Source organism: Embleya sp. NPDC001921 (genome assembly GCF_053594475.1).
In genome coordinates this window covers 315,248-333,937 of the sequence record NZ_JBSFEO010000001.1, presented here as the reverse complement: position 1 = coordinate 333,937, position 18,690 = coordinate 315,248, and the positions used below count along the sequence as shown (strand labels likewise).

General features: G+C 71.4%; 16 protein-coding genes. 8 read left to right on the top strand and 8 right to left on the bottom strand.

What is annotated here, in order from left to right; translation table 11 throughout:
* Window positions 1–27: 27 nt before the first annotated feature.
* The 3 genes from ACWCPW_RS01385 to ACWCPW_RS01375 all read left to right on the top strand — a co-directional run bounded on the left by ACWCPW_RS01385 (window position 28) and on the right by ACWCPW_RS01375 (window position 2,594).
* On the top strand, window positions 28–1,098 hold the full coding sequence (locus ACWCPW_RS01385) for a hypothetical protein (RefSeq protein ID WP_449759516.1): 1,071 nt from the start codon (window positions 28–30) through the stop codon (window positions 1,096–1,098).
* 384 nt (window positions 1,099–1,482) lie between these two features.
* On the top strand, window positions 1,483–1,938 hold the full coding sequence (locus tag ACWCPW_RS01380) for an ATP-binding protein (protein ID WP_402238949.1): 456 nt from the start codon (window positions 1,483–1,485) through the stop codon (window positions 1,936–1,938).
* A gap of 419 nt (window positions 1,939–2,357) precedes the next feature.
* Window positions 2,358–2,594, top strand: a complete 237-nt coding sequence (locus tag ACWCPW_RS01375; protein ID WP_020554482.1) for a DUF397 domain-containing protein — start codon at window positions 2,358–2,360, stop codon at window positions 2,592–2,594.
* Window positions 2,595–2,654: 60 nt separating this feature from the next.
* Here ACWCPW_RS01375 and ACWCPW_RS01370 read toward each other — a convergent pair whose 3' ends face one another.
* Complete coding sequence (locus ACWCPW_RS01370; RefSeq protein ID WP_026219056.1) at window positions 2,655–3,521, bottom strand: helix-turn-helix domain-containing protein; 867 nt, start codon at window positions 3,519–3,521, stop codon at window positions 2,655–2,657.
* Between the two features lie 487 nt (window positions 3,522–4,008).
* On the opposite strand from ACWCPW_RS01370, the gene ACWCPW_RS01365 reads away from it, so the two are divergent.
* Together ACWCPW_RS01365 and ACWCPW_RS01360 are read left to right on the top strand one after the other, a co-directional pair.
* On the top strand, window positions 4,009–5,406 hold the full coding sequence (locus tag ACWCPW_RS01365; protein ID WP_449759515.1) for an SWIM zinc finger family protein: 1,398 nt from the start codon (window positions 4,009–4,011) through the stop codon (window positions 5,404–5,406).
* Entirely contained in the window at window positions 5,403–8,246 is a 2,844-nt protein-coding gene (locus ACWCPW_RS01360; protein ID WP_449759514.1) for a hypothetical protein, read from the top strand. Before ACWCPW_RS01365 ends, ACWCPW_RS01360 begins: the two co-directional genes overlap by 4 nt.
* 99 nt (window positions 8,247–8,345) lie before the next feature.
* On the opposite strand, the gene ACWCPW_RS01355 is transcribed toward ACWCPW_RS01360, so the two are convergent.
* Complete coding sequence (locus ACWCPW_RS01355; RefSeq protein ID WP_449759513.1) at window positions 8,346–9,017, bottom strand: O-methyltransferase; 672 nt, start codon at window positions 9,015–9,017, stop codon at window positions 8,346–8,348.
* A 4-nt stretch (window positions 9,018–9,021) separates the two neighbouring features.
* Window positions 9,022–9,867 carry an arylamine N-acetyltransferase family protein gene (locus tag ACWCPW_RS01350; RefSeq protein WP_449759512.1) on the bottom strand — a complete coding sequence of 282 codons (846 nt, stop codon included), beginning with the start codon at window positions 9,865–9,867 and terminating at the stop codon, window positions 9,022–9,024.
* 168 nt (window positions 9,868–10,035) lie between these two features.
* Here ACWCPW_RS01350 and ACWCPW_RS01345 point away from each other — a divergent pair, with 168 nt between their 5' ends.
* Window positions 10,036–10,449: an ankyrin repeat domain-containing protein gene (locus ACWCPW_RS01345; protein ID WP_395869101.1), complete on the top strand. Its 414-nt coding sequence runs from the start codon at window positions 10,036–10,038 to the stop codon at window positions 10,447–10,449.
* Window positions 10,450–10,526: 77 nt separating this feature from the next.
* Entirely contained in the window at window positions 10,527–11,198 is a 672-nt protein-coding gene (locus ACWCPW_RS01340) for a hypothetical protein (protein ID WP_449759511.1), read from the top strand.
* A gap of 33 nt (window positions 11,199–11,231) precedes the next feature.
* Here ACWCPW_RS01340 and ACWCPW_RS01335 read toward each other — a convergent pair whose 3' ends face one another.
* From ACWCPW_RS01335 to ACWCPW_RS01325, 3 genes are all read right to left on the bottom strand, one after another.
* Entirely contained in the window at window positions 11,232–12,599 is a 1,368-nt protein-coding gene (locus ACWCPW_RS01335) for a M16 family metallopeptidase (protein WP_449759510.1), read from the bottom strand.
* Window positions 12,596–13,933 carry a M16 family metallopeptidase gene (locus ACWCPW_RS01330; protein WP_449759509.1) on the bottom strand — a complete coding sequence of 446 codons (1,338 nt, stop codon included), beginning with the start codon at window positions 13,931–13,933 and terminating at the stop codon, window positions 12,596–12,598. Before ACWCPW_RS01330 ends, ACWCPW_RS01335 begins: the two co-directional genes overlap by 4 nt.
* A gap of 179 nt (window positions 13,934–14,112) precedes the next feature.
* Window positions 14,113–14,541 (bottom strand): type II toxin-antitoxin system Rv0910 family toxin, encoded by a 429-nt coding sequence (locus ACWCPW_RS01325; protein ID WP_395869094.1) that lies wholly within the window; start codon window positions 14,539–14,541, stop codon window positions 14,113–14,115.
* A 160-nt stretch (window positions 14,542–14,701) separates the two neighbouring features.
* Here ACWCPW_RS01325 and recD2 point away from each other — a divergent pair, with 160 nt between their 5' ends.
* Window positions 14,702–16,957 carry an SF1B family DNA helicase RecD2 gene (recD2, locus tag ACWCPW_RS01320; protein WP_449759508.1) on the top strand — a complete coding sequence of 752 codons (2,256 nt, stop codon included), beginning with the start codon at window positions 14,702–14,704 and terminating at the stop codon, window positions 16,955–16,957.
* A 121-nt stretch (window positions 16,958–17,078) separates the two neighbouring features.
* Here recD2 and pssA read toward each other — a convergent pair whose 3' ends face one another.
* On the bottom strand, window positions 17,079–17,927 hold the full coding sequence (pssA, locus tag ACWCPW_RS01315) for a CDP-diacylglycerol--serine O-phosphatidyltransferase (RefSeq protein WP_395869092.1): 849 nt from the start codon (window positions 17,925–17,927) through the stop codon (window positions 17,079–17,081).
* Window positions 17,914–18,579 carry a phosphatidylserine decarboxylase gene (locus ACWCPW_RS01310; protein ID WP_406300211.1) on the bottom strand — a complete coding sequence of 222 codons (666 nt, stop codon included), beginning with the start codon at window positions 18,577–18,579 and terminating at the stop codon, window positions 17,914–17,916. The genes pssA and ACWCPW_RS01310 overlap by 14 nt, the downstream gene beginning before the upstream one ends.
* Window positions 18,580–18,690: the final 111 nt, after the last annotated feature.

Below are 18,690 nucleotides of genomic sequence, written 5' to 3'. Positions count from 1 at the left end.
TAACGGAAAGCGAAGGGAGAACCCGCTGTGCGTGCATACCGCCACGTGGCGCTGGTGCTGATCGCCCTGCTGGGTGCGGCCCTGATCATCTTCCCGCTGGCCGCCGGCCTGCCGAAGAAGACGCAGGCTGTCGACGATCTGACCAATGACTTCCGCCCCGCCTTCACCCCGGCCGCGATCGCGCAGAGCCGGACCGACCTGGTCACGATGAACGAGATGCTCGCGCAGCTCCAGGCGGAGACGCTGCCCGGTCTCGCGAGCCAGGCCGGGATCACCACGCCGGCGTTGATCAACCTGATGGGGGTCACCGCTCCCGAGGTCGGCAAGGGCCTCAAGGAACTGCCCACGATCATGCCGCGGTTCAACAAGCTCGCGGGCACGATGGAGGCGCAGGCCGGGAACTTCCGCCAGGCCGACGACATTCCGACGGCCCACGCGCCCAACACGGCGGTCACGTACCTCTATCTGATCCCGGGCATCGTGCTGCTCGTGGTCGGCGCGGGTGGTCTGCTGTTCTCCTTCGTCGGCACCAGGGTCGTGCTGAGCACGGTGTGTCTGGCGCTCGCGGCGGTGGTCGGACTCGGCATGGTGATCGGTGTCTTCGCCACCGGCGTGATCGGCAAGACCAAGGCGTCCGAGAAGATGTTCACCGCGTTCCGGCCGACCTTCACCGACGCCGGATACCAGCAGGCGCACAACGACCTGGACACGCTGGGCAAGATGGCGGTCGGGATGAAGACCAAGTCGATCCCGTCGATGGCCGCGCTGCTGCGCAAGCCGGTGCCGCAGTTCACCGCCGAGCTGGCCACCCAGTACCCCAAGGTCGGCAAGGGGCTGGTGGAGACCGATCGCATCCTGGCCAAGTTCGACGCGCTCGTGGAGAACATCGGGGCGAACATCGACACCTTCGAGAACGCGGACAGCATCCCGGACAAGGACACCGAGGTGTCGGTCATGCCGTGGCTGCTGTTCGGCCCGGGTCTGGCGGTGTTCCTGCTTGCCGGTTCGGCAATGGTGATCCAGTTCACAGGGCGCGGGACCGGCTCCGAGGAGCCGAGCGCGGGCGCGCCGAGGCAGCCCTCGGGCGCGTCGGTCTGACCACCCGGCGCGCACGGTCGGGAGCGGGCCGACCACCGTGCGCGTAGATTGTCCGGATTATTCCCTGGGTAGGACCAAAAGCGGGAAAAGACCGGTTCACTGATATGTCCGGGATCCGGACGGAAAGTGATCGTTGGTCGATCGAAATGCACGTGCATCGGCGTGGTGCAGACGCAGAAATCGTCGATGCACGTGCATCCGGTCTTGCAGTTGGGGTCGGCATCCTCATAATGAAGTGTGTGCATGTGCACGCGCATGTGCATGGACGCTCTGTGAGGCGAGTCCTCTGGCGGCGTTCCCAACAGGCCGGGGACCAGTACCCGCTCGGAGGCACGGATGACCGTCGCGAGTCCCGCAGGGTTCCGGACGTCGACGTTTCAGTGGATGGAGCCTCTGGCCGGGGATATGGGCCCAACATCCGATATCGCGATACAAGCCCTCGCCGCGCGTCGCGAGTCGGTCAAGGCCGCTCGTGACTTCACCCAGTCGGTGCTCGCCGGCTGGGGCGCCGCCTGCCTCGAGGACGACCTCGCCCTGGTCGTGTCCGAGCTCGTCACCAACGCGCTGTGCCACGGACTGGGCGCCGGCCGCGACGACGCGACCGACGTGGCGCACAACATCCAACTCGCGCTCCTGCGCAAGGGCGAGCGCGTCATGTGCGCGGTCCAGGATCCCGGTGAGAGCCTCCCGGAGACCCAGGCCGGCGGCGAGGACGAGGAGTCCGGGCGGGGCCTGTACCTGGTCGGCTGTTTCAGTGATTCGTGGGGCTGGTTCCCGCTCGACGGCATGGGTCGACGCACCGGAAAGGTCGTCTGGGCGATGTTCGAGATACCGGCCTGACAAACACGTTCCGCAGCATGCGAACCGCATTGCGTTGCGAGATCGCGTTGCAGCTTTGTGGAGAGTTCTAATTCACATTCGGAAGCGGCAACCGAATTAGGGCGCCAAGCGTTTACCCGTCGATCCTTCGACGGGTTTTCTGCATTCTTACGCCCGTTTCGTCCCTCACCGCTTAAGCAGCTTTTACACTTCCTTTGAAACCTTGAGGAATGCATGAGCCCTCCCGTGTGAGTGAAGTCGGGCTGCGCTATCATCACCGTTGTACGCTGCATATGCATGGTCAGATGCACGTGCATGCGTAAGTCGGACCGGTTCTGGAAGAAATTGCGACGGACCGGGACGAAGGAACGACACGTGCCGCAACCGGGGGGCGGGCGACCGCCGTCGGGTCGCTCGGCGAGAGGTCCAGGAGAAGCGTCATGCAGGCAACGCACAACGGGGTATCGGCGACCGCGCTCGACGGGGTCACCTGGCAGAAGAGTCGCCGCAGCAACTCGCAAGGCAATTGCGTCGAAATGGCGGCACTGCCGGACGGCGACGTCGCGGTCCGCAATTCGCGCCACCCCGACGGGCCGGCGCTGATCTATACGCGCGCCGAGATCGAGGCGCTCATCCTCGGGGTCAAGGACGGGGACTTCGACAACCTGCTGGCGTGAGAACCCGCCCGGGACGCTCCGCCCGGGTGGGCCGCCCGAGGGCGTTCACAAGCGGAACCCTCAGTTCTCCTTAAGGATTCGCTGCAGCAGGTCCACACTCTTGTCCGGCGGCATGCCGTCCACGCTCAGCCGGTCCATGACCTCGGTGTACGCGTCGACCTCGTCGCGCTTGTCCAGATACAGCGCGCTCGTGAGCTGTTCCAGGTAGACCACGTCCGGCAGGTCGCTCTCCGGGAACCGCAGCAACAGGAACGGGCCGCCCTCGGCGGCGTGCGCGCCGAACCGGAACGGCATGATCTGGATCGTGACGTTCGGCAGGGCGGCCATCTCGATCAGGTGCCGGACCTGATCGCGCATCACGTCCCGACCGCCGATCGGGCGCCGCAGGGCCGCCTCGTCCAGCACGACCCACAGCCTGGGCGGCTTGTCGCGGTACAGGATCGACTGGCGCTGCATCCGCAGGCCCACCCGCCGGTCCACCTCGGCCGCCGACGCGGACGGCTGCCCGGCGATCACCACGGCCCGCGCGTACTCCGGGGTCTGGAGCAGGCCGGGCACGAACTGCACCTCGTAGGTGCGGATCACCGAGGCGGCCTCCTCCAGGCCCACGTAGACCTGGAACCAACTCGGCAGGATGTCGTTGTAGTTGTGCCACCAGCCCTGGGCGTTGGCCTCCGCCGCGAGGCCGAGGAGCGCGGCCCGCTCGGTCTCGTCGCCCACGCCGTACATCGTGAGGAGATCAGCCACGTCGCGCTCCTTGAAGCTGACGCGCCCCAGTTCCATTCGACTGATCTTGGATTCGGAGGCCCGGATCTCGTAACCGGCCTCCTCCCGCGAAATCCCCTTCGCTTCGCGCAGACGGCGAAGCTGGGAACCGAGGAGAATACGGCGAACCGTCGAGCCGCTCCCCGGCTGCGTTGCGGGCATCTGCTACCTCCGGCTGAATGGACCAGCGCATAGTATGCCGGCGCGTTGCCACGCGTCCTCGGATCATGGTTACAACAGCACTCTCTTGACGATGTGCCACCACCCACCCGAGTCGTCCGTGTGCCGCAGTTCGGCTTGTCACGTTCGGGCCCCGGGCCCCAGCCGCCCATGCTCGCACAGGTGATACCACCTAATCGATGCCGCGGCACCGCGAATCCCCCTCTACTGCCCGGTAATCCGGATGTTTCCGACGAACGAACGGCCCGATACGCACGCTCCGCGCGCGATCCGTGACACGTGCCGCATCCGCCGCCGTGCGGGTGACCCGCGAGGCACGCGCGCGCGGCGCGCCGGACCGCCCACGAGGGCTCCGGGACCGGGCCCCGAAGGCGCGGTGAAAGTACGGCCGTCCGGGCGGTGTCGGCGCCCGCGACGGCGCGCCGCGGCGTCGACTCCCGCTGTCGGACGCGGTGTCTACGGTTTCCACATGTCCTCCCCGGTGCACTCCTTCACCTATCTGCGATCGTCCGAGCTGGCCGCCGTCGACGGCGAACGCTCGCTGGGCCTGCAGACCTGCGGCGGCCTGAGTTCGCACGGCCTGACCCCCTTCCCGCGCTTCTTCGACGGCTTCCTGACCGCGCCCGAGGCGGCGGCGGGCGGGCTGCTCGCGGTCGCCGACGTCGCGGCGGCGCGCTACTACCAACCGATGCGCCCGGGTCTGCTCGACCCGGTGGTCACCGGAAACGGCGATCGGCTCCGCTTCGAGTCGTTCTCGGCGTGTTGCGGCGTGCACGCGCGCCTGGACGTACTGCCCGCGGGCATCGACGGCGAGATGTTCGGCACCGGCACCACCAACGTGGACGTCAACGCGCCGCTGCGCGAGGCGCTCGCGAAGGTCGGCGGCGCGGATCCGCTGCACCTGGCGGTCGGGCCCGACGACGTGACGGTGACCACCTTCGACGGGCCGGTCGTGGAGAAGAAGGTCCCGCTGCCCGAGCGCTGGCTGCGCGGATTCGCCGAAGTCCAGGTGATCTCGGGCGGGTTCGACCTGCGCGCCGAACTCGCGGCGGGCGAGGCGGTGCGCTTCCTGCGGGCGCTGCCGCGCGGCGCCCGGCAGGCGCTGTGGGCGGTCCCGGCCGGGCGTTCGCTGCGGCTGACCGCCCGCCCGCTGCCGGGCGCGGTGTGCCTGCCCGGACCGGACCGGCTCCAGGCGCTCACCCGGCTGCTGCGACACGCCCGCGCACTCCGCGTGTACGGACCCGCGGTGCACGCGCGCAGCAGCGCGGTGTCGTCCGCGTGGGAGATCGAACTGCCGGGCATGCGACTGACCTTGACGCTGTCCCCGGACCCGGCTCGGGGCTTCTCCGGTGAGGGCGCGGTGCTCACCGGCCTGGCCGCCGACTCCGGCGCCGCGGACGCCGACCTGATCTCGGCCCTGTTGGCCTGGGAACCCCGGGTCGAGATCGGCGAGTTGGCCGCGCGATCCGGGCTCGACATCGAGCGGGTGCGGGCCGCGCTGGTCCGCCTGGGCACCGGCGGCCGGATCGGCTACGACGTCGCGGAGGCGGCCTACTACCACCGCGAGCTGCCCTACGACACCGGCAGCGTGGAGCGGATGAACCCGCGGCTGCGGGACGCGCACGCGTTGGTCGCGGCGGGCGCCGTGACGCTGACCGGGACCGGGGAGAGCGCCACCGTGCGCAGCGGCGAGTACACCTACGGGCTGCGGTTGGCCGGGGCGGGCAGTTGCACGTGTCGCTGGTGGGCCGAATACCGGGGCGGCCGCGGACCCTGCAAGCATCTGCTCGCCACGCAGATCGTGCGCGGGCGGGCGCACACCGACCCGACCGCGACGGCGCCCGCACCGCAGGAGGCGAACCGATGACGGGGACCGAGCCGATGACGGGGACCGCGCCGACGACCGGGACGGAGCCGACGACCGGCGCCGCACCACAGGCCCGCGAGCCGCTCACCTGGGCCCTGGTCGAGGCGGCCCTGGTCGAACAGGACCGTGCGGGCGGGGCTTCGGCGCCGATCGTGGCCCTGTTCGCCGGGCGCACCGAGGCCGAGCGCCGCAAGCTGGTGCCGCGATACAAGGAGGCGGTCCGCTCGCTCCGGGCCTCCTCGCGCGGCCTGCGCACGCTGCGCTACGTGGGCGTGGCGTGCCTGGGTGGACCCGCCGGGATCGCCCAGTGGCTCTTCCGCGAGGAGATGATCTGGCCCTCGGGCCCGGACACCGGCGAACAGGCCGTGCACACGCTGTTGGCCGAGCGCGACCCGGCCTGGATACCGGACATCGTCAACCGGCTCGCCGCGAAGATGCCGGTGGACACCTGGGGCAACCACTGGGACGTGGTGGACGCCCTGGTGCGCGGCAGCGGCCTGCCCACGCCGACCACGGCCGGATTCGTGATCCGCTGGGTGGACAAGGTGGGTCGGGAGACCTTCGGCACCGGACCCACGCTCGCCGAACGGCTGCGCGCCGACCCCTACTTCACCGACCTGCTGCCGGCGCTGTTCGAGGTCCCCGGCATCGGACAACTCCTGGAGAACCACGAGTCCTGGAGCCGGACCGGGTTCGCGGGCTGGGGTGCGACCCTGGCCGAGCTCGCCGACGCGAAGGTGATCGAGCGGGACACCGTGCTGGACGGCTGCGTCTCGCGCCTGCTGCGTGGCGAACGCCCGGGCTCACTGCGCGCCTTCGTTCGCGTGCACGACGCGATGGCGCCCACCGACGACGAGCTCGCCGCCCGCGTCGACTCCTATCTACGGTTGCTTCCGGACGCGCCGTCGCCGGTGGCGGGCATGGCCCAGGAAGTGCTGCGTCGACTGGACGCGGCGGGCCGACTGGACCCGGAGCGCGTCGCCGAGGCGGCCCGGAGCGTGCTCTTTCGCACCGAGAAGAAGCTCGTCCGCACCCAACTCACCTGGCTGGGCCAGGCGATCAAGCGCCACCCGGACCACGCCGGCCTGCTGCTGGCCACCGCGGGCACCGCTTTCGGATCGGTCGCCGTCGACCTCCAGGAGCGCGCGCTGGCGCTGATCACCAAACACGTCGGCAAGCTCCCGGCCGACCAGGCCGCCCTCGTGCGCGACGAGGTGCGCGAACAACTGCCGCTGTTGGGCGACGCGTTGCGCCCGGAGGCGGCGGCGCTGATCGGCGAGAGCGCCGCCGCGGCGCCCGACCCGGTGTTCGTCCTCGTGCCGCCGCCGGTGCGCGAGTTGCCGCCGCCGATCGGTTCGCTCCAGGAACTGGTCGAGGAACTCGCGGTGATGTTCGCCCGCACCGCCAACCCGTGGGTGAGCCCGCGCGGCCGCAACACCGACCCGCTCGCGGTGGAGCGGATCGTCTCCGCGATGCTGCGCGAACACGCCCGCGACCGCGAGGCGTTGCGAACCGCGCTGCTTCCGCTCACCGAGCGGCACGCGCACATCGTCGAACAACAGTGGTTCATCCATCAGGTACAGGGCGCGGTCGGCGCGATGGTGGCCGCCGCCACCGGCTACGGCGGCTCCCGATCCGGCTGGTTCCGCAGCCTGTTCGGCAAGGGCACCGAGGCCTCCGACCACGACCTGATCCCCGGCTCCAGGGTGGACGTGGAGCGGCTCGAACCGGTGCAGCGCTTCCTGCTCGCGCGCCTGTACGAGGTGGGCACCCGGCTGCGGACGCCGCGCGGCGGCCCGCACCTGGCCGAGATCGCCGACGCGACCGGCTTCGTGGCCCCTGAGGCGCTCGTGGCGGGCCTGGAACGGTACGAGGCGTCCGGGCACAGCCCCTGGCGGCGTGACGTCGACCAGGCACTGCTGCGGCTGCCCGCCGAGATCGATCCCGCGGTGCTCGCCCGGGCCGGCCGGCTCACCTCGCCCGCCGGCCTGCGGGTGGCCCGGGTGCTGGCCGCGGGCGGCCCGCCGGCCGGGTTCGTCGAGCGTCGGCGCTTCGACCGGATCCACCGCGAGTTCTCCTATCGGGACCGGGGCTGGGTGCACTTCGACGGCCCGCTGGCGCTGATCGCCCCCGGCGACCCCGACACACGGCCGGAGGGCACGGTGCCCGAGAGCGCGCTGCCCGTGTACGACCTCTCCGACCCGGGTGCCGCCGCCCGCGAGCCGGGGTGGTCCGAGGCCACCGAGCCGGACCTGCACTGCTGGCCGCTCGTGTTGCCGAGGGACCGGGACGTGCTCGGCGCGCACCTGGCGATCCGCACCCAGCGCGGGATCGACGGGACCTGCCGAGGCGCGGAGATCCTGCCCGCGCTGGCCGAGTCGCACGGGCCGCTGGGATCGGGCATGTCGCTCGCGCTGGCCTACGCGCTGGGCGCACAGGCGGCCGAGGACCGTACCGCCGCGGTGGACGCGCTGGTCACCCTGGCCGCCAGGGGCGACGCGTGGGACACCCCCGCGTTGGGCCGCGACATCGGCGAGGCGGTTCGTACCCGGGGTCTGAAGACCACACGCGTGGTCGCCTCGTTGCGCGAGGCCTCCCGGGCCGGCGCGGGCGAGGCGGTGTGGGGCGTGCTGAGCGGCTTCCTGCCCGACCTGCTCGCCGGTACCAGGACCACGGGCCTCGCGGACGCGCTGGCGGTGGCCGCGGAGAGCGCCGCGGGCGGCGGCGGCACACGGTCGGTGTCGATCGCGGGGCTGGACGCGCTGGCCGACCGGAAGGGGAGCTCCCGCGCGGTCACCGAGGCGAAGCGGTTGCGCGGGATCCTGGCCGGCCGGGTCTGAGCGGACCGCGGGGGAGCGCCCGGCGGCCGAGCGCTCCCCAAGTGGGCGCACGGCGAGAGGGCGCCGGACGGGTCGATGACGGCCCGTCCGGCGCGCGGCTCACAACTCGTCCAGAGCCTTCACCCGGGCGAGCGTGACGCCGTCCGCGACCGGGAGCATCACCGGCTCGACCCTCGGGTCGGCCCGCACGTGCTCGTTGAAGGCGTGCACGGCCTCCGGCGTCGGGTCGCCGCCCGGCTTGAGCACCAGGCCGCTGTAGAGCACGTTGTCGACGATCAGCAGGCCGTTGGGGCGCATCCGCGGGACCAGCGCCTCCCAGTAGGAGATGTAGCCGTCCTTGTTCGCGTCCAGGAACGCCAGGTCGATGTGCGGGTGCGAGGGCAGCGCGTCCAGCGTCTGCAGCGCCGGCGCGATCCGCAGGTCGATCCGGTCGTCCACGCCCGCCTCGCGCCACGCCTCGCGGGCGATCGCGGTCCACTCCTCGGACACGTCGCAGCACAGCAGCCGGCCGCCCTCGGCCAGGCCCCTGGCGATGCACAGCGCGGAATAGCCGGTGAACGTGCCGACCTCGACCGCGACCTTCGGCCGGACCACACCCGAGAGCAGGGTCAACAGCGCGCCCTGCTCGGCGGGCACCTGCAACCCGGCGAACCGGCCCATCTCCCTGGTCCGTTCGATCACGCCGCGCTGGACCTCGTCCGGTGCGAGCGAGTGGTCCAGGACGTAGTCGTACAACTCGGCGGTGACCTGCACCTGCTTGTCGAAGGACATTGCCTCAGCTCTCCTCTGGTCGCGCGGGTGGGTGCGCACGCTCGGGCGGCGCGGGGAAGACGGTGTCCCAGGGCAGCAGCAGGCCGAAGTCGTGGACCAGGAGCCGAAGTACCTCGTGGTCGTCCTTCAACTCGCGTTCCTCCCGGGTGCCGTCGCTGCGCACCACGGTCAACAGGCGGTCCTGGATGTACGCGCGCTCGTGCGGACCGCTGCGTTGCACCCGCAGGGTATGCCGGAACGGCGAGCTCGGGTGCGTCGCGACGTACCAGTTCGCCACCTCGAAGTCGACCGACTCGCGGCGCTCCAGGGTGAACGCGTACACGGTGAACCAGCCCTGTCCGCCGTAGACGGTCTGCAACAGCCACAGATCGCCCTCGCGCACGAGCCGGAACCGCCAGGCCCCCTGCGGACTCGCCACGCCCGGCAGCAGCGGCAGCGGCTCCAACAGGCCGCCGCTGCCGAAGCCGACGTCGGCGATATAGGGGTGCGCCTCGCCGGGCACCTCGACCGCGAGCAGCATGTGGGTCATCGGCCGGATCGCGTCCGAGCCCATCCGCACCCGCGCGGCCAACCGGGTGACGCCGAAGCCCAGCGTCTCCAGCACCCCGGCGAACAGGAGGTTGTGCTCGAAGCAGTAGCCGCCGCGTCCCTGGCGGACCAGCTTGTCCTCCAGGTCGGCCGGCGCCAGCGAGGGCACTCCGCCCAGGACGATCTCGACGTTCTCGAACGGGATGCCGACCACGTGCGCCAAGTGCAGCGAGCGCAACGTGGCCCACGTGGGCGCCCGCTCGCCCGACCAGCCGATCCGGGCGAAGTAGGCGTCGAGGTCCAGATGGTGCAGATGGCGCAAGAGCCGTCTCCTTCGGATCCGGGGCCGCAACTGGACCGATTCTCACACGCCCGCCGGCGCGGGCGGGACCGCCGCCGCGGCGCGCCACCCGATAGGTTCGGAACCGGTCGGGCCCGGTGTCGGCTCGACCGCCACACCCGTACGGCGTCACGTTTTCGGAGGCAGGTCATGAGCGAGCAGGAACCGGAGCAGCCGTCCGCGCAGGACGAGGAGCGGATCCGGGAACTGGCCGGGCGGTTGTTCGAGGCCGCGCGCACCGGCGACGCCGAGACGCTCGGCGGCTACGTCGACGCCGGCCTGCCGGTGAACCTGGCCAACGACCGGGGCGACACGCTGCTGATGCTCGCCGCCTACCACGGACACGCGGACGCGGTACGCGCGTTGCTCGCCCGGGGGGCCGATCCGGACCGGGCCAACGATCGCGGCCAGACCCCGCTCGCGGGTGCCGTGTTCAAGAGCGAGCGCGACGTGGTCGCGGCGCTGGTCGCGGCCGGCGCCGATCCCGACGCGGGCACGCCGAGCGCGCGCGAGGCGGCCCGGATGTTCGGCAAGGAGGACATGCTTTCCCCGACCGGTGGGTAACAAATGGATGACCCTCCGTCAGTTTTCGCCTGCGTCAGGGCCGGCCGGACGTGAGGACACCGGGGGAGGCACGAACGATGTCCGAGCGACCCGCGATCCCGCGTCTCGATCTGGACGGATTCCCCAGCGGCGTGGGCCTGTTGCACCTGCGATCGGATCTGCCCGAGGCGCTGGACGGGACGTTCTCCCCGTGGTGCGACCGACATCACGGCGACCTGTTGCGGGTGCCCGGTTTCCGTCGGGCCCGCCGCTTCGTGTTGTGCGGGGCGTTCGCCAACGGTGAGGCCGAGGCGGGGCCGCCCGCCGCGCGCCACTTGACGCTGTACGACCTCAAGCACGTCGGAGTGCTCGCCGCCGCCGGTGGTGGCGACGTGCACGACACCGCGGGCACCCCGCTGCCGCCCGAGCTGATCGGCGCGATCACCTCGTCGCGTCTGGACTGCCGGGAGATCCGGCGCTGGCCGAACGTGTCGGCGGGTCGGCTCTTCCCGGCCGGCGACAAGCTGCTGCACCTGACCGCGCACGGCTCGGGCACCGCGATGGGGCGCTGGCTGCACGAGGAGGCGGTCGCCGAACTGCTGCGCTCACCCGGCGCGGTGGGGCTGCGCTGGTTCGACGCGGGCGAGGGGCTGCACGTGGTGCTGTGCGAGGTGAGCGGCCCGATGTGGCCGCTCCCCCCGCACGTGCCGCAGGACCTGGGGCCGGCGATGTGGAGCGGCTATCGCCAGGTCTTCGTCGCGGAGGGGTGAGCGGGCGGGCGCGACGGGCGGCCCGCCCGGGCGTCACACCCGGGACATCACCACGTCGAAGCCGGCCGCGCGCAGGTCCGGGACGATGCGCGCGGCGTCGCCCTCGACGACCACCGCGAGTTCGTCGGGGCGCAGATGGGTGCCGGCGGCGCGGTTGACCGCGTCCGTGTCCGTGGCCAGGATCTCGGCGTACTCGCGGGTGACGTGGTCGTCCGGCAGGTCGTGCACGATCGCCTCGATCAGTCGGCCGCCGATCCCCGCGGGCGTTTGCAGGTTGATCGGCATGCTGCCGAGCGAGTGGGCGCGTGTGGCGGCGAGTTCGTCGGGCGTGACGCCGTCCGCGTGCATCCGGCGGACCTCGCCGATCGCGTCCACGATCGCGGCGGCGGTGACCTCGGTGTGCACGGAGGAGGACACCGTGAACGCGCCGGAGCGGCGCCCGTGACCGAAGCTCGCGTGCGCGCCGTAGGTGTAGCCCTTGACCTCGCGCAGCAGGTGGTTGAGCCGGGAGCCGAAGGCGCCGCCGAGCACGTCGGCGAACAACTCGATGGCGATCAGGTCCGGGGTCGAGCGGGGCGCCGCGGTGTGCCCGATCCGGAGCACCGACTGCACGGCGCCGGGGCGGTCCACCACGATCGCCCGCTCGGTCGAGGGGGTGCCCGCGGACGCGGCCGGGTTCGCGCGCGACGTGCTGCCGCCGGCACCCGCGAAGACGGTGCGACCCAGTGCGGCCAGGTCGATCGTGTCCAGGTCGCCGACCACCGCGAGGCTGCCGGGCGCGGTCATCCGACTCGCGTGGAAGGTCCGGATCGCCTCCGCGTCCAGCGCCTCGGCCGTGTCCGGGGTGCCGCCGAGCAGGCCGCCGAGGCGGCTGTCGGTGCCGAACAGGGCTTGGCGGAAGGCGAGTCCGGCGCGGGTGCCGGGCTGGGCCCAGGAGGTCTTCATCGAACGCACGTGGTCGGCGAGGAAGCGCTCGACGTCGGCGTCGGCGAACGCCGGCCGGCGGACCGCCTCGGTGATCAGGTCCAGACCCGCGCCGAGCCGATCGGCGGGCAGGTCGAGGCCGACCTCCTGGGTCTCCCAGCCGCACGCCAGCCGCCATTGCGCGCCCAGCGCCTCGATGGCGAGCCCGAAGGCGTCCGCGTCGCGGTCCAGGCTGCCCTCGTCGAGCAGCGAGCAGGTGATCCGGGCCAGGCCGTCCAGGCCGACCGGTTCGTGCAGCGCGCCGCTCTCCATGACCAGTTTGCTCCAGGCCAGGCTGCGTCCGGGCAGGTGCGCGCCGATCACCTCGCCGCCGGCCACCGCGACCCGGCGCACCTCCGGGAAGCGGTACGGGCGCGGGTCCGCGCCGGCGGGTCGCTCGGCGACCAGGGTGTGGCGGGTCGCGACGTGCTCGCTCATGCGGCGGCCTCCGGCTCGTTCGTGTCGATGTCGGCACCGGCTTCGACGGCCTCGGGCCGAAACTCCAGCACGATCCGGTTCTCCGGGTGCAGCAGTTCGCGGGCCACCCGGTGCACGTCCTCGGCGGTGACCGCGAGCAGCTCGTCGAGGTGGTCGCGGATCGACTCCGCGTCGCCGAAGCGGGTGGTGAACCGGCCGATCGCGTCGGCCCGGCCGCCCGCGGTGGCCAGCTCGCGAAGCCAGTCGCCGGACAACACGGCCCGGACCCGATCGAGTTCGGCCTCGGTCACCCCCTCGCGCGCGACCTCGTCGCAGACCGCGACGTAGGCGTCGAGCACCTCGCCCGGCTCGACGCCCTCACTGGGCGCGCACGAGCCCATCAGCACCGATTCGAAGTGCAGGTGGCCCCACGCGGACAGGAACGCGCCGGAGGCCTGGGCCAGATTGCGCGCGGTGACCAGCTCGCGGTACAGCCGGCTGCCCCGGCCGCGGCCCACGGCCGTCGCGAGCACGCTCGAGGCGGCCGCGTCCGGGCTGCCGAAGCGCGGCGCGCGGTGGCACAGGAACAGCCGCGGCGCGGGCACGTCCCGATGCACCCGCACGTGCCGGCCGGCCCCGAACCGGGGCGGCAGCGGCGCCGGGGTGGGCTGCGGGAACGAGCCGCGCGGGGCGATCCCGCCGAAGTACCGCTCGGCCAGGGCCACCACGTGCTCGGGCCGTACGTCGCCGACCACGGTCAGCACCGCGTTGTCCGGCGCGTAGTAGGTCTCGTGGAACGCGGTGAAGTCGGCGAGTTCGGCGCTGTCCAGCTCCGCCATCGAGCCGATCGTGGACGTCGCGTACGGATGGCCCTCGGGGTAGGCGAGGGCCATCATCTCCTCGCTCCAGGTCCCGTAGGGCACGTTGTCGTAGCGCTGCCGGCGCTCGTTCTTGACCACCTCGCGCTGGTTGTCCAGGGTCTCCTGGGTCAGCGCGAGCGAGCCCATCCGGTCGGCCTCGAGCCACAGCGCGAGCTCGAGCTGCCCCGAGGGCACCGTCTGGTAGTAGTTCGTGCGGTCCGCGCTGGTGGACGCGTTGATGCCGTCGCCGCCGCAGCCCTCGATCGCGGCGAAGTGACCGCCCTTGTCCACGTGCGCGGAACCCTCGAACATCAGGTGCTCGAAGAGGTGGGCGAAGCCGTGCTTGCCCTCGACCTCGTGCCGCGAGCCCACGTCGTACCAGAGGTTGACCGCGGCGAGCGGCACCGTGCTGTCGGGGCAGACCACCACACGCAGACCGTTGTCGAGCCTGGTCCGGTGCAAGGCCCACGGGAAGTGGGCGGAAGTCGACGGCACGTCGGGTTCCTCCAGGGGGTCGCGGCGCTCGGTGACGGATCGCCATTGTTCCAGGCGAACGCGCCGAGCGGGCGCACCCCGTACGCGCGACGACCATCCGCCCGGGTGCGCTCACCGGGGGATGGTCGTCGTGGGGTGTCGCCGGGTGGGCGGCGACGGCCGCGCGCGGTGCGCGCGGGTTACTTGACGAGGGCGGCGAACTTCGCCAGCGACTCGATCAGCGCCTCCTGGGTGGCCTTGGTGACCTTGCCGGCCATCATCTGCACCGCGCCGCCCTTGACCTCGGACTCGATCCGCAGCACCGAACCCTCGCCCGCGGCCTCGACGATGAAGACCTCGGTCATGATGACGCCCATCGGGCCCTTGCCGTCCAGGGCCAGCGACTTGCCCGCCTCGACGTCCTTGATCGTCCACTTGATGTCCGCCGGGAAGCCCATCAGCTTCATCTTCTCGTCGTACGTCACGCCGGCTTCGAGCTTCTCCGGGGCGCCGTTGGGGAACTCGACGTGCGGGACCATCCACTCGCCGAAGACGCTGTAGTCGGTCAGCTTCGCCCACACGGCCTCGGGGCCGGCAGCGATCTCGACCTGCTCGTTGATGACGGGCATGCGTGTGTCCTAACGGTCTTTGAGCTGCGGGAGCTTGCGGCTCGGAGCATGGAGTCCCCGGAACGTACCGCCGTTATGTGACACAGTCAATGGTGTCGACGAGCATAAAGAGAACGTGTTCTAGTTCTACTGTCACCCCGGTTGGCTAGTCTCGGGCGCTATGACAGGCACGTTGCCGGGCATGCCGCCCGGGGCCGAAAGCGGGGCCGGGGGAGGGGCCGTTCTCGAAGCCGTCCTGGAGCGCATCACCTACCAGAACGACGAGAACGGCTGGACCGTCGCCCGGGTGGACACCGGCCGGCACGGCACCGAACTGCTCACCGTGGTCGGCGCGCTGCTCGGCGCCCAACCGGGCGAGTCGATCCGGATGCGCGGCCGCTGGGGCAGCCACCCGCAGTTCGGCAAGCAGTTCCAGGTCGATTCGTTCAGCACCGTGCTGCCGGCCACCGTGCAGGGCATCCGGCGCTACCTCGGCTCGGGACTGATCAAGGGCATCGGTCCCAAGACCGCCGACCGGATCGTCGAGCACTTCGGCGTGCGCTCGCTCGACGTGATCGACGAGGACGCCACGCAGCTCATCCAGGTGCCCGGCCTGGGCCCCAAGCGGACCAAGCTGATCGCCGCCGCGTGGGAGGAACAGAAGGCGATCAAGGAGGTGATGGTCTTCCTCCAGGGCATCGGCATCTCCACCTCACCCGCCGTGCGCATCTTCAAGGAGTACGGCGACGCGTCGATCACCGTCGTGCGCACCGAGCCGTACCGCCTGGCCGCGGACGTGTGGGGGATCGGCTTCAAGACCGCCGACGCGATCGCCAAGGCCGTCGGGATACCGCACGACGCGCCGCAGCGGATCAAGGCCGGATTGCAGTACACGCTGTCCGAGGGCTCGGACAGCGGCCACTGCTACCTGCCCGCCGACGTCCTGGTGGCGGAGGCGGTGAAGATCCTGGACGTGCCCTCCGATCTCGTAGTGCGCTGTCTGAACGAGCTGGTGGGCGAGGACGGGGTGGTGTGCGAGGAACTGCCCGGGCCGGTCACCGTCTCCGGCACCCAGGGCGATCCCGTCCAGGCGGTCTACCTGGTGCCCTTCCACCGCGCCGAACTCTCGCTCGCGGGCCGGGTACGCGCCCTCCTGGGCGCCCGTGAGGACCGCCTGGCCGCGTTCGCCGAACTGGACTGGACCCGGGCGCTGGCCTGGCTGCGCGCCCGCACCGGCACCGCGCTGGCGGCCGAACAGGAACAGGCCGTCCGGCTCGCGCTGACCAGCAGGGTCGCGGTGCTCACCGGCGGCCCCGGCTGCGGCAAGAGCTTCACCGTGCGCTCCGTGGTCGAACTCGCCCGTGCGCGCGGGGCCAAGGTGATCCTGGCCGCGCCCACCGGCCGGGCGGCCAAGCGGTTGGCCGAGCTGACGGGGTGTGAGGCGGCCACGGTGCACCGCCTGTTGCAGCTCCAACCGGGCGGCAACGCGGCCTACGACCAGGACAAGCCGCTGGACGCGGACCTGGTCGTGGTCGACGAGGCGTCGATGCTCGACCTGCTGCTGGCCAACAAGCTGATCAAGGCGATACCGACCGGAGCACACGTGCTGTTCGTCGGCGACGTCGACCAGTTGCCCAGCGTGGGAGCCGGCGAGGTGCTGCGCGACCTGCTCGCCGCCGAGCGAGTGCCCCGGGTCCGGCTGACGCAGATCTTCCGCCAGGCCCAGCAGTCCGGCGTGGTGACCAACGCGCACCGGATCAACGCCGGCCGCCCGCCGATCACCGACGGCCTGACCGACTTCTTCCTCTTCCCCGCCGAGGAGACCGAGGACGCGGCCGAACTCACCGTGGACGTGGTGGCCCGCCGCATCCCGCGCAGATTCGGCCTGGACCCGCGCCGCGACATCCAGGTGCTCGCCCCGATGCACCGGGGCCCGGCCGGCGCCGGCGCCCTGAACCTGCTGCTCCAGCAGGCGCTGACCCCGGCCCGCGAGGGCCTGCCGGAGAAGCGCTTCGGCGGGCGCACCTTCCGGGTCGGCGACAAGGTCACCCAGATCCGCAACAACTACGACAAGGGCGCGAACGGCGTCTTCAACGGCACCGGCGGGGTGGTGATCGCACTCTCCCCCGAGGAACAGAAGCTCGTGGTGCGCACCGAGGAGGACGAGGAGGTCGACTACGACTTCGCCGAACTCGACGAGCTGTCGCACGCGTACGCGGTCACCATCCACCGCTCGCAGGGCAGCGAGTATCCGGCGGTGGTGGTCCCGGTCACCATGGGTGCCTGGATGATGCTCCAGCGCAATCTGCTCTACACCGCGATCACCCGCGCCAAGCAGCTCGTGGTCCTGGTCGGATCGCGGCGCGCGCTCGGCCAGGCGGTGCGTACCGTCTCGGCGGGCAAACGGTTCACCGGGCTGGCACACCGGCTGAGATGACACCGCCCGGGGCGGGATCGTCCGAGGCGGGATCGCCCGGCGTGGCCCCGCGGGCCCGGACGACGCGAAGCGCCGCCACCCCGGAGGGTGACGGCGCTTCGCGTTCTCGGTCGCGGTACGGCTAGCGGATCATCCGCAGGCCGATGCGCTCGACGCCCTTGCGGGCCATCGCCATCGCGGGGACGAGCAGCGCCAGGGTGACCTGGGTGGTGGCGCCCATGTTGAGCATCCACTCGCTGCCCGGCGCGTCGGCGGCCCAGGCGATCAGGCAGCTCATGCTCAGACCGATGCCGGCCATCACCAGGATCGCCATGTTGCCCTGCGGCTTCGGGTACTCGATCCGGCTCACCATCAACCCGGACACGGCCACGATCAGCACCGCGGCGGGCGTGAACGGCAGGTCGAGCAGCACGATCGAGACGACCGTCATCGCGGCCATCGGGATGGGCATGCCCTGGAACACCCCGGGACGCCCCGGAGTGGTCGCGAATCTCGCCAGCCGCAGTACGCCCGCGATCAGCACCGACAGCGCCACCAGGACGGCGGCGGGCGCCTGCCCGGTGTTCAACGGCACGGCCGCCCAGGTGACCACGAAGAACGCCGGTGCGACGCCGAACGTGATCACGTCCGCGAGGTTGTCCAACTGCGCGCCCAGCGAGGACATCCGCAACTTGCGCGCCACCATGCCGTCGCACAGGTCGCACAGCGCGCCGATCAGCATCAGCACCACGGCCGCGGCCATGCTGCGCTCGGCCGACACGCCGACGTCGCCGCCGCGCTGCGCCATGACCGAGCAGGCGAGGAAGTAGATCGCCATGAAGCCGCTCGCCGCGTTACCCAGCGTGAGTACGTCCGCGACCGAGATCCGCGCGGACAGGCACGCCTGCGGATCGTCCTCGACCGGGGTGCCCAGAATGTTCAGTTCGGGGGCTTCCAGGTCGGCCGTATCGTCGTAATCAGTCCCGGTCAAGACGTGTCTCTCCCGCCGTTGTCCGTTGTCCCACGGTCACCGCGGGCTCGATGCCCGGCGGCAGGTACACGTCCACGCGCGAACCGAACCGGATCAGCCCGATCCGGTCGCCGCAGGCGACCTCGGTACCCGGCTCCAGGTACGGCACGATCCGGCGCGCCACGGTGCCGGCGATCTGCACCAGCTCCACGTCGCCGATCGCGGTGTCGAAGATCCACACAACGCGTTCGTTGTGCTCGCTTTCCTTGTTGAACGCCGGGACGTACCCGCCGGCCTTGTGCTCCACGGACTTCACGACGCCGTCGAGCGGCGCACGGTTCACGTGCACGTTCAACGGACTCATGAACGTCGCGATCCGAGTGCGGCCGTCGGGCCAGGCGTCGATGCTCTGGACCACGCCATCGGCCGAGGCGATCACGCCGTCGGTGGGGATGGTGCGCTCCGGGTCACGGAAGAACCACAGCATGCCACCGGTGAGCGCCAGCGTCGGCACGGCCGCGAAGGCCCAGCGCCGGTTGCGCAGTGCTGCCAAGCCGGTCAACGCGCCGGTCACAGCCGTCGGCACGAGCCAGGGAGAAGCTCCCTTTGCCAGGCGCGGCTGCTGCCTCTGCGCGTACCCCGCCGATGCCGGCGAGGGGGAATCGTCACTCATCGAGAACCTTTGTCGGGGGGCGTGCCCGTCGGTAACGGGCGGCACTCGGCGGATGCTACCTAGACGGAGGGCCATCGCGCTTCCGGCGGTGATCGCTCCTGGCGTGCCGGT

Excerpts from the sequence above, each read along its gene's own strand:
- ACWCPW_RS01365 (WP_449759515.1), top strand. The coding sequence starts at position 4,009 with ATGTCCTCCCCGGTGCACTCCTTCACCTATCTGCGATCGTCCGAGCTG.
- ACWCPW_RS01380 (WP_402238949.1), top strand. The coding sequence starts at position 1,483 with ATGGAGCCTCTGGCCGGGGATATGGGCCCAACATCCGATATCGCGATA.
- ACWCPW_RS01310 (WP_406300211.1), bottom strand. The coding sequence starts at position 18,579 with ATGAGTGACGATTCCCCCTCGCCGGCATCGGCGGGGTACGCGCAGAGG.
- ACWCPW_RS01335 (WP_449759510.1), bottom strand. The coding sequence starts at position 12,599 with ATGAGCGAGCACGTCGCGACCCGCCACACCCTGGTCGCCGAGCGACCC.
- ACWCPW_RS01340 (WP_449759511.1), top strand. The coding sequence starts at position 10,527 with ATGTCCGAGCGACCCGCGATCCCGCGTCTCGATCTGGACGGATTCCCC.
- ACWCPW_RS01360 (WP_449759514.1), top strand. The coding sequence starts at position 5,403 with ATGACGGGGACCGAGCCGATGACGGGGACCGCGCCGACGACCGGGACG.
- recD2 (WP_449759508.1), top strand. The coding sequence starts at position 14,702 with ATGACAGGCACGTTGCCGGGCATGCCGCCCGGGGCCGAAAGCGGGGCC.
- ACWCPW_RS01345 (WP_395869101.1), top strand. The coding sequence starts at position 10,036 with ATGAGCGAGCAGGAACCGGAGCAGCCGTCCGCGCAGGACGAGGAGCGG.
- ACWCPW_RS01325 (WP_395869094.1), bottom strand. The coding sequence starts at position 14,541 with ATGCCCGTCATCAACGAGCAGGTCGAGATCGCTGCCGGCCCCGAGGCC.
- ACWCPW_RS01370 (WP_026219056.1), bottom strand. The coding sequence starts at position 3,521 with ATGCCCGCAACGCAGCCGGGGAGCGGCTCGACGGTTCGCCGTATTCTC.
- ACWCPW_RS01375 (WP_020554482.1), top strand. The coding sequence starts at position 2,358 with ATGCAGGCAACGCACAACGGGGTATCGGCGACCGCGCTCGACGGGGTC.
- ACWCPW_RS01355 (WP_449759513.1), bottom strand. The coding sequence starts at position 9,017 with ATGTCCTTCGACAAGCAGGTGCAGGTCACCGCCGAGTTGTACGACTAC.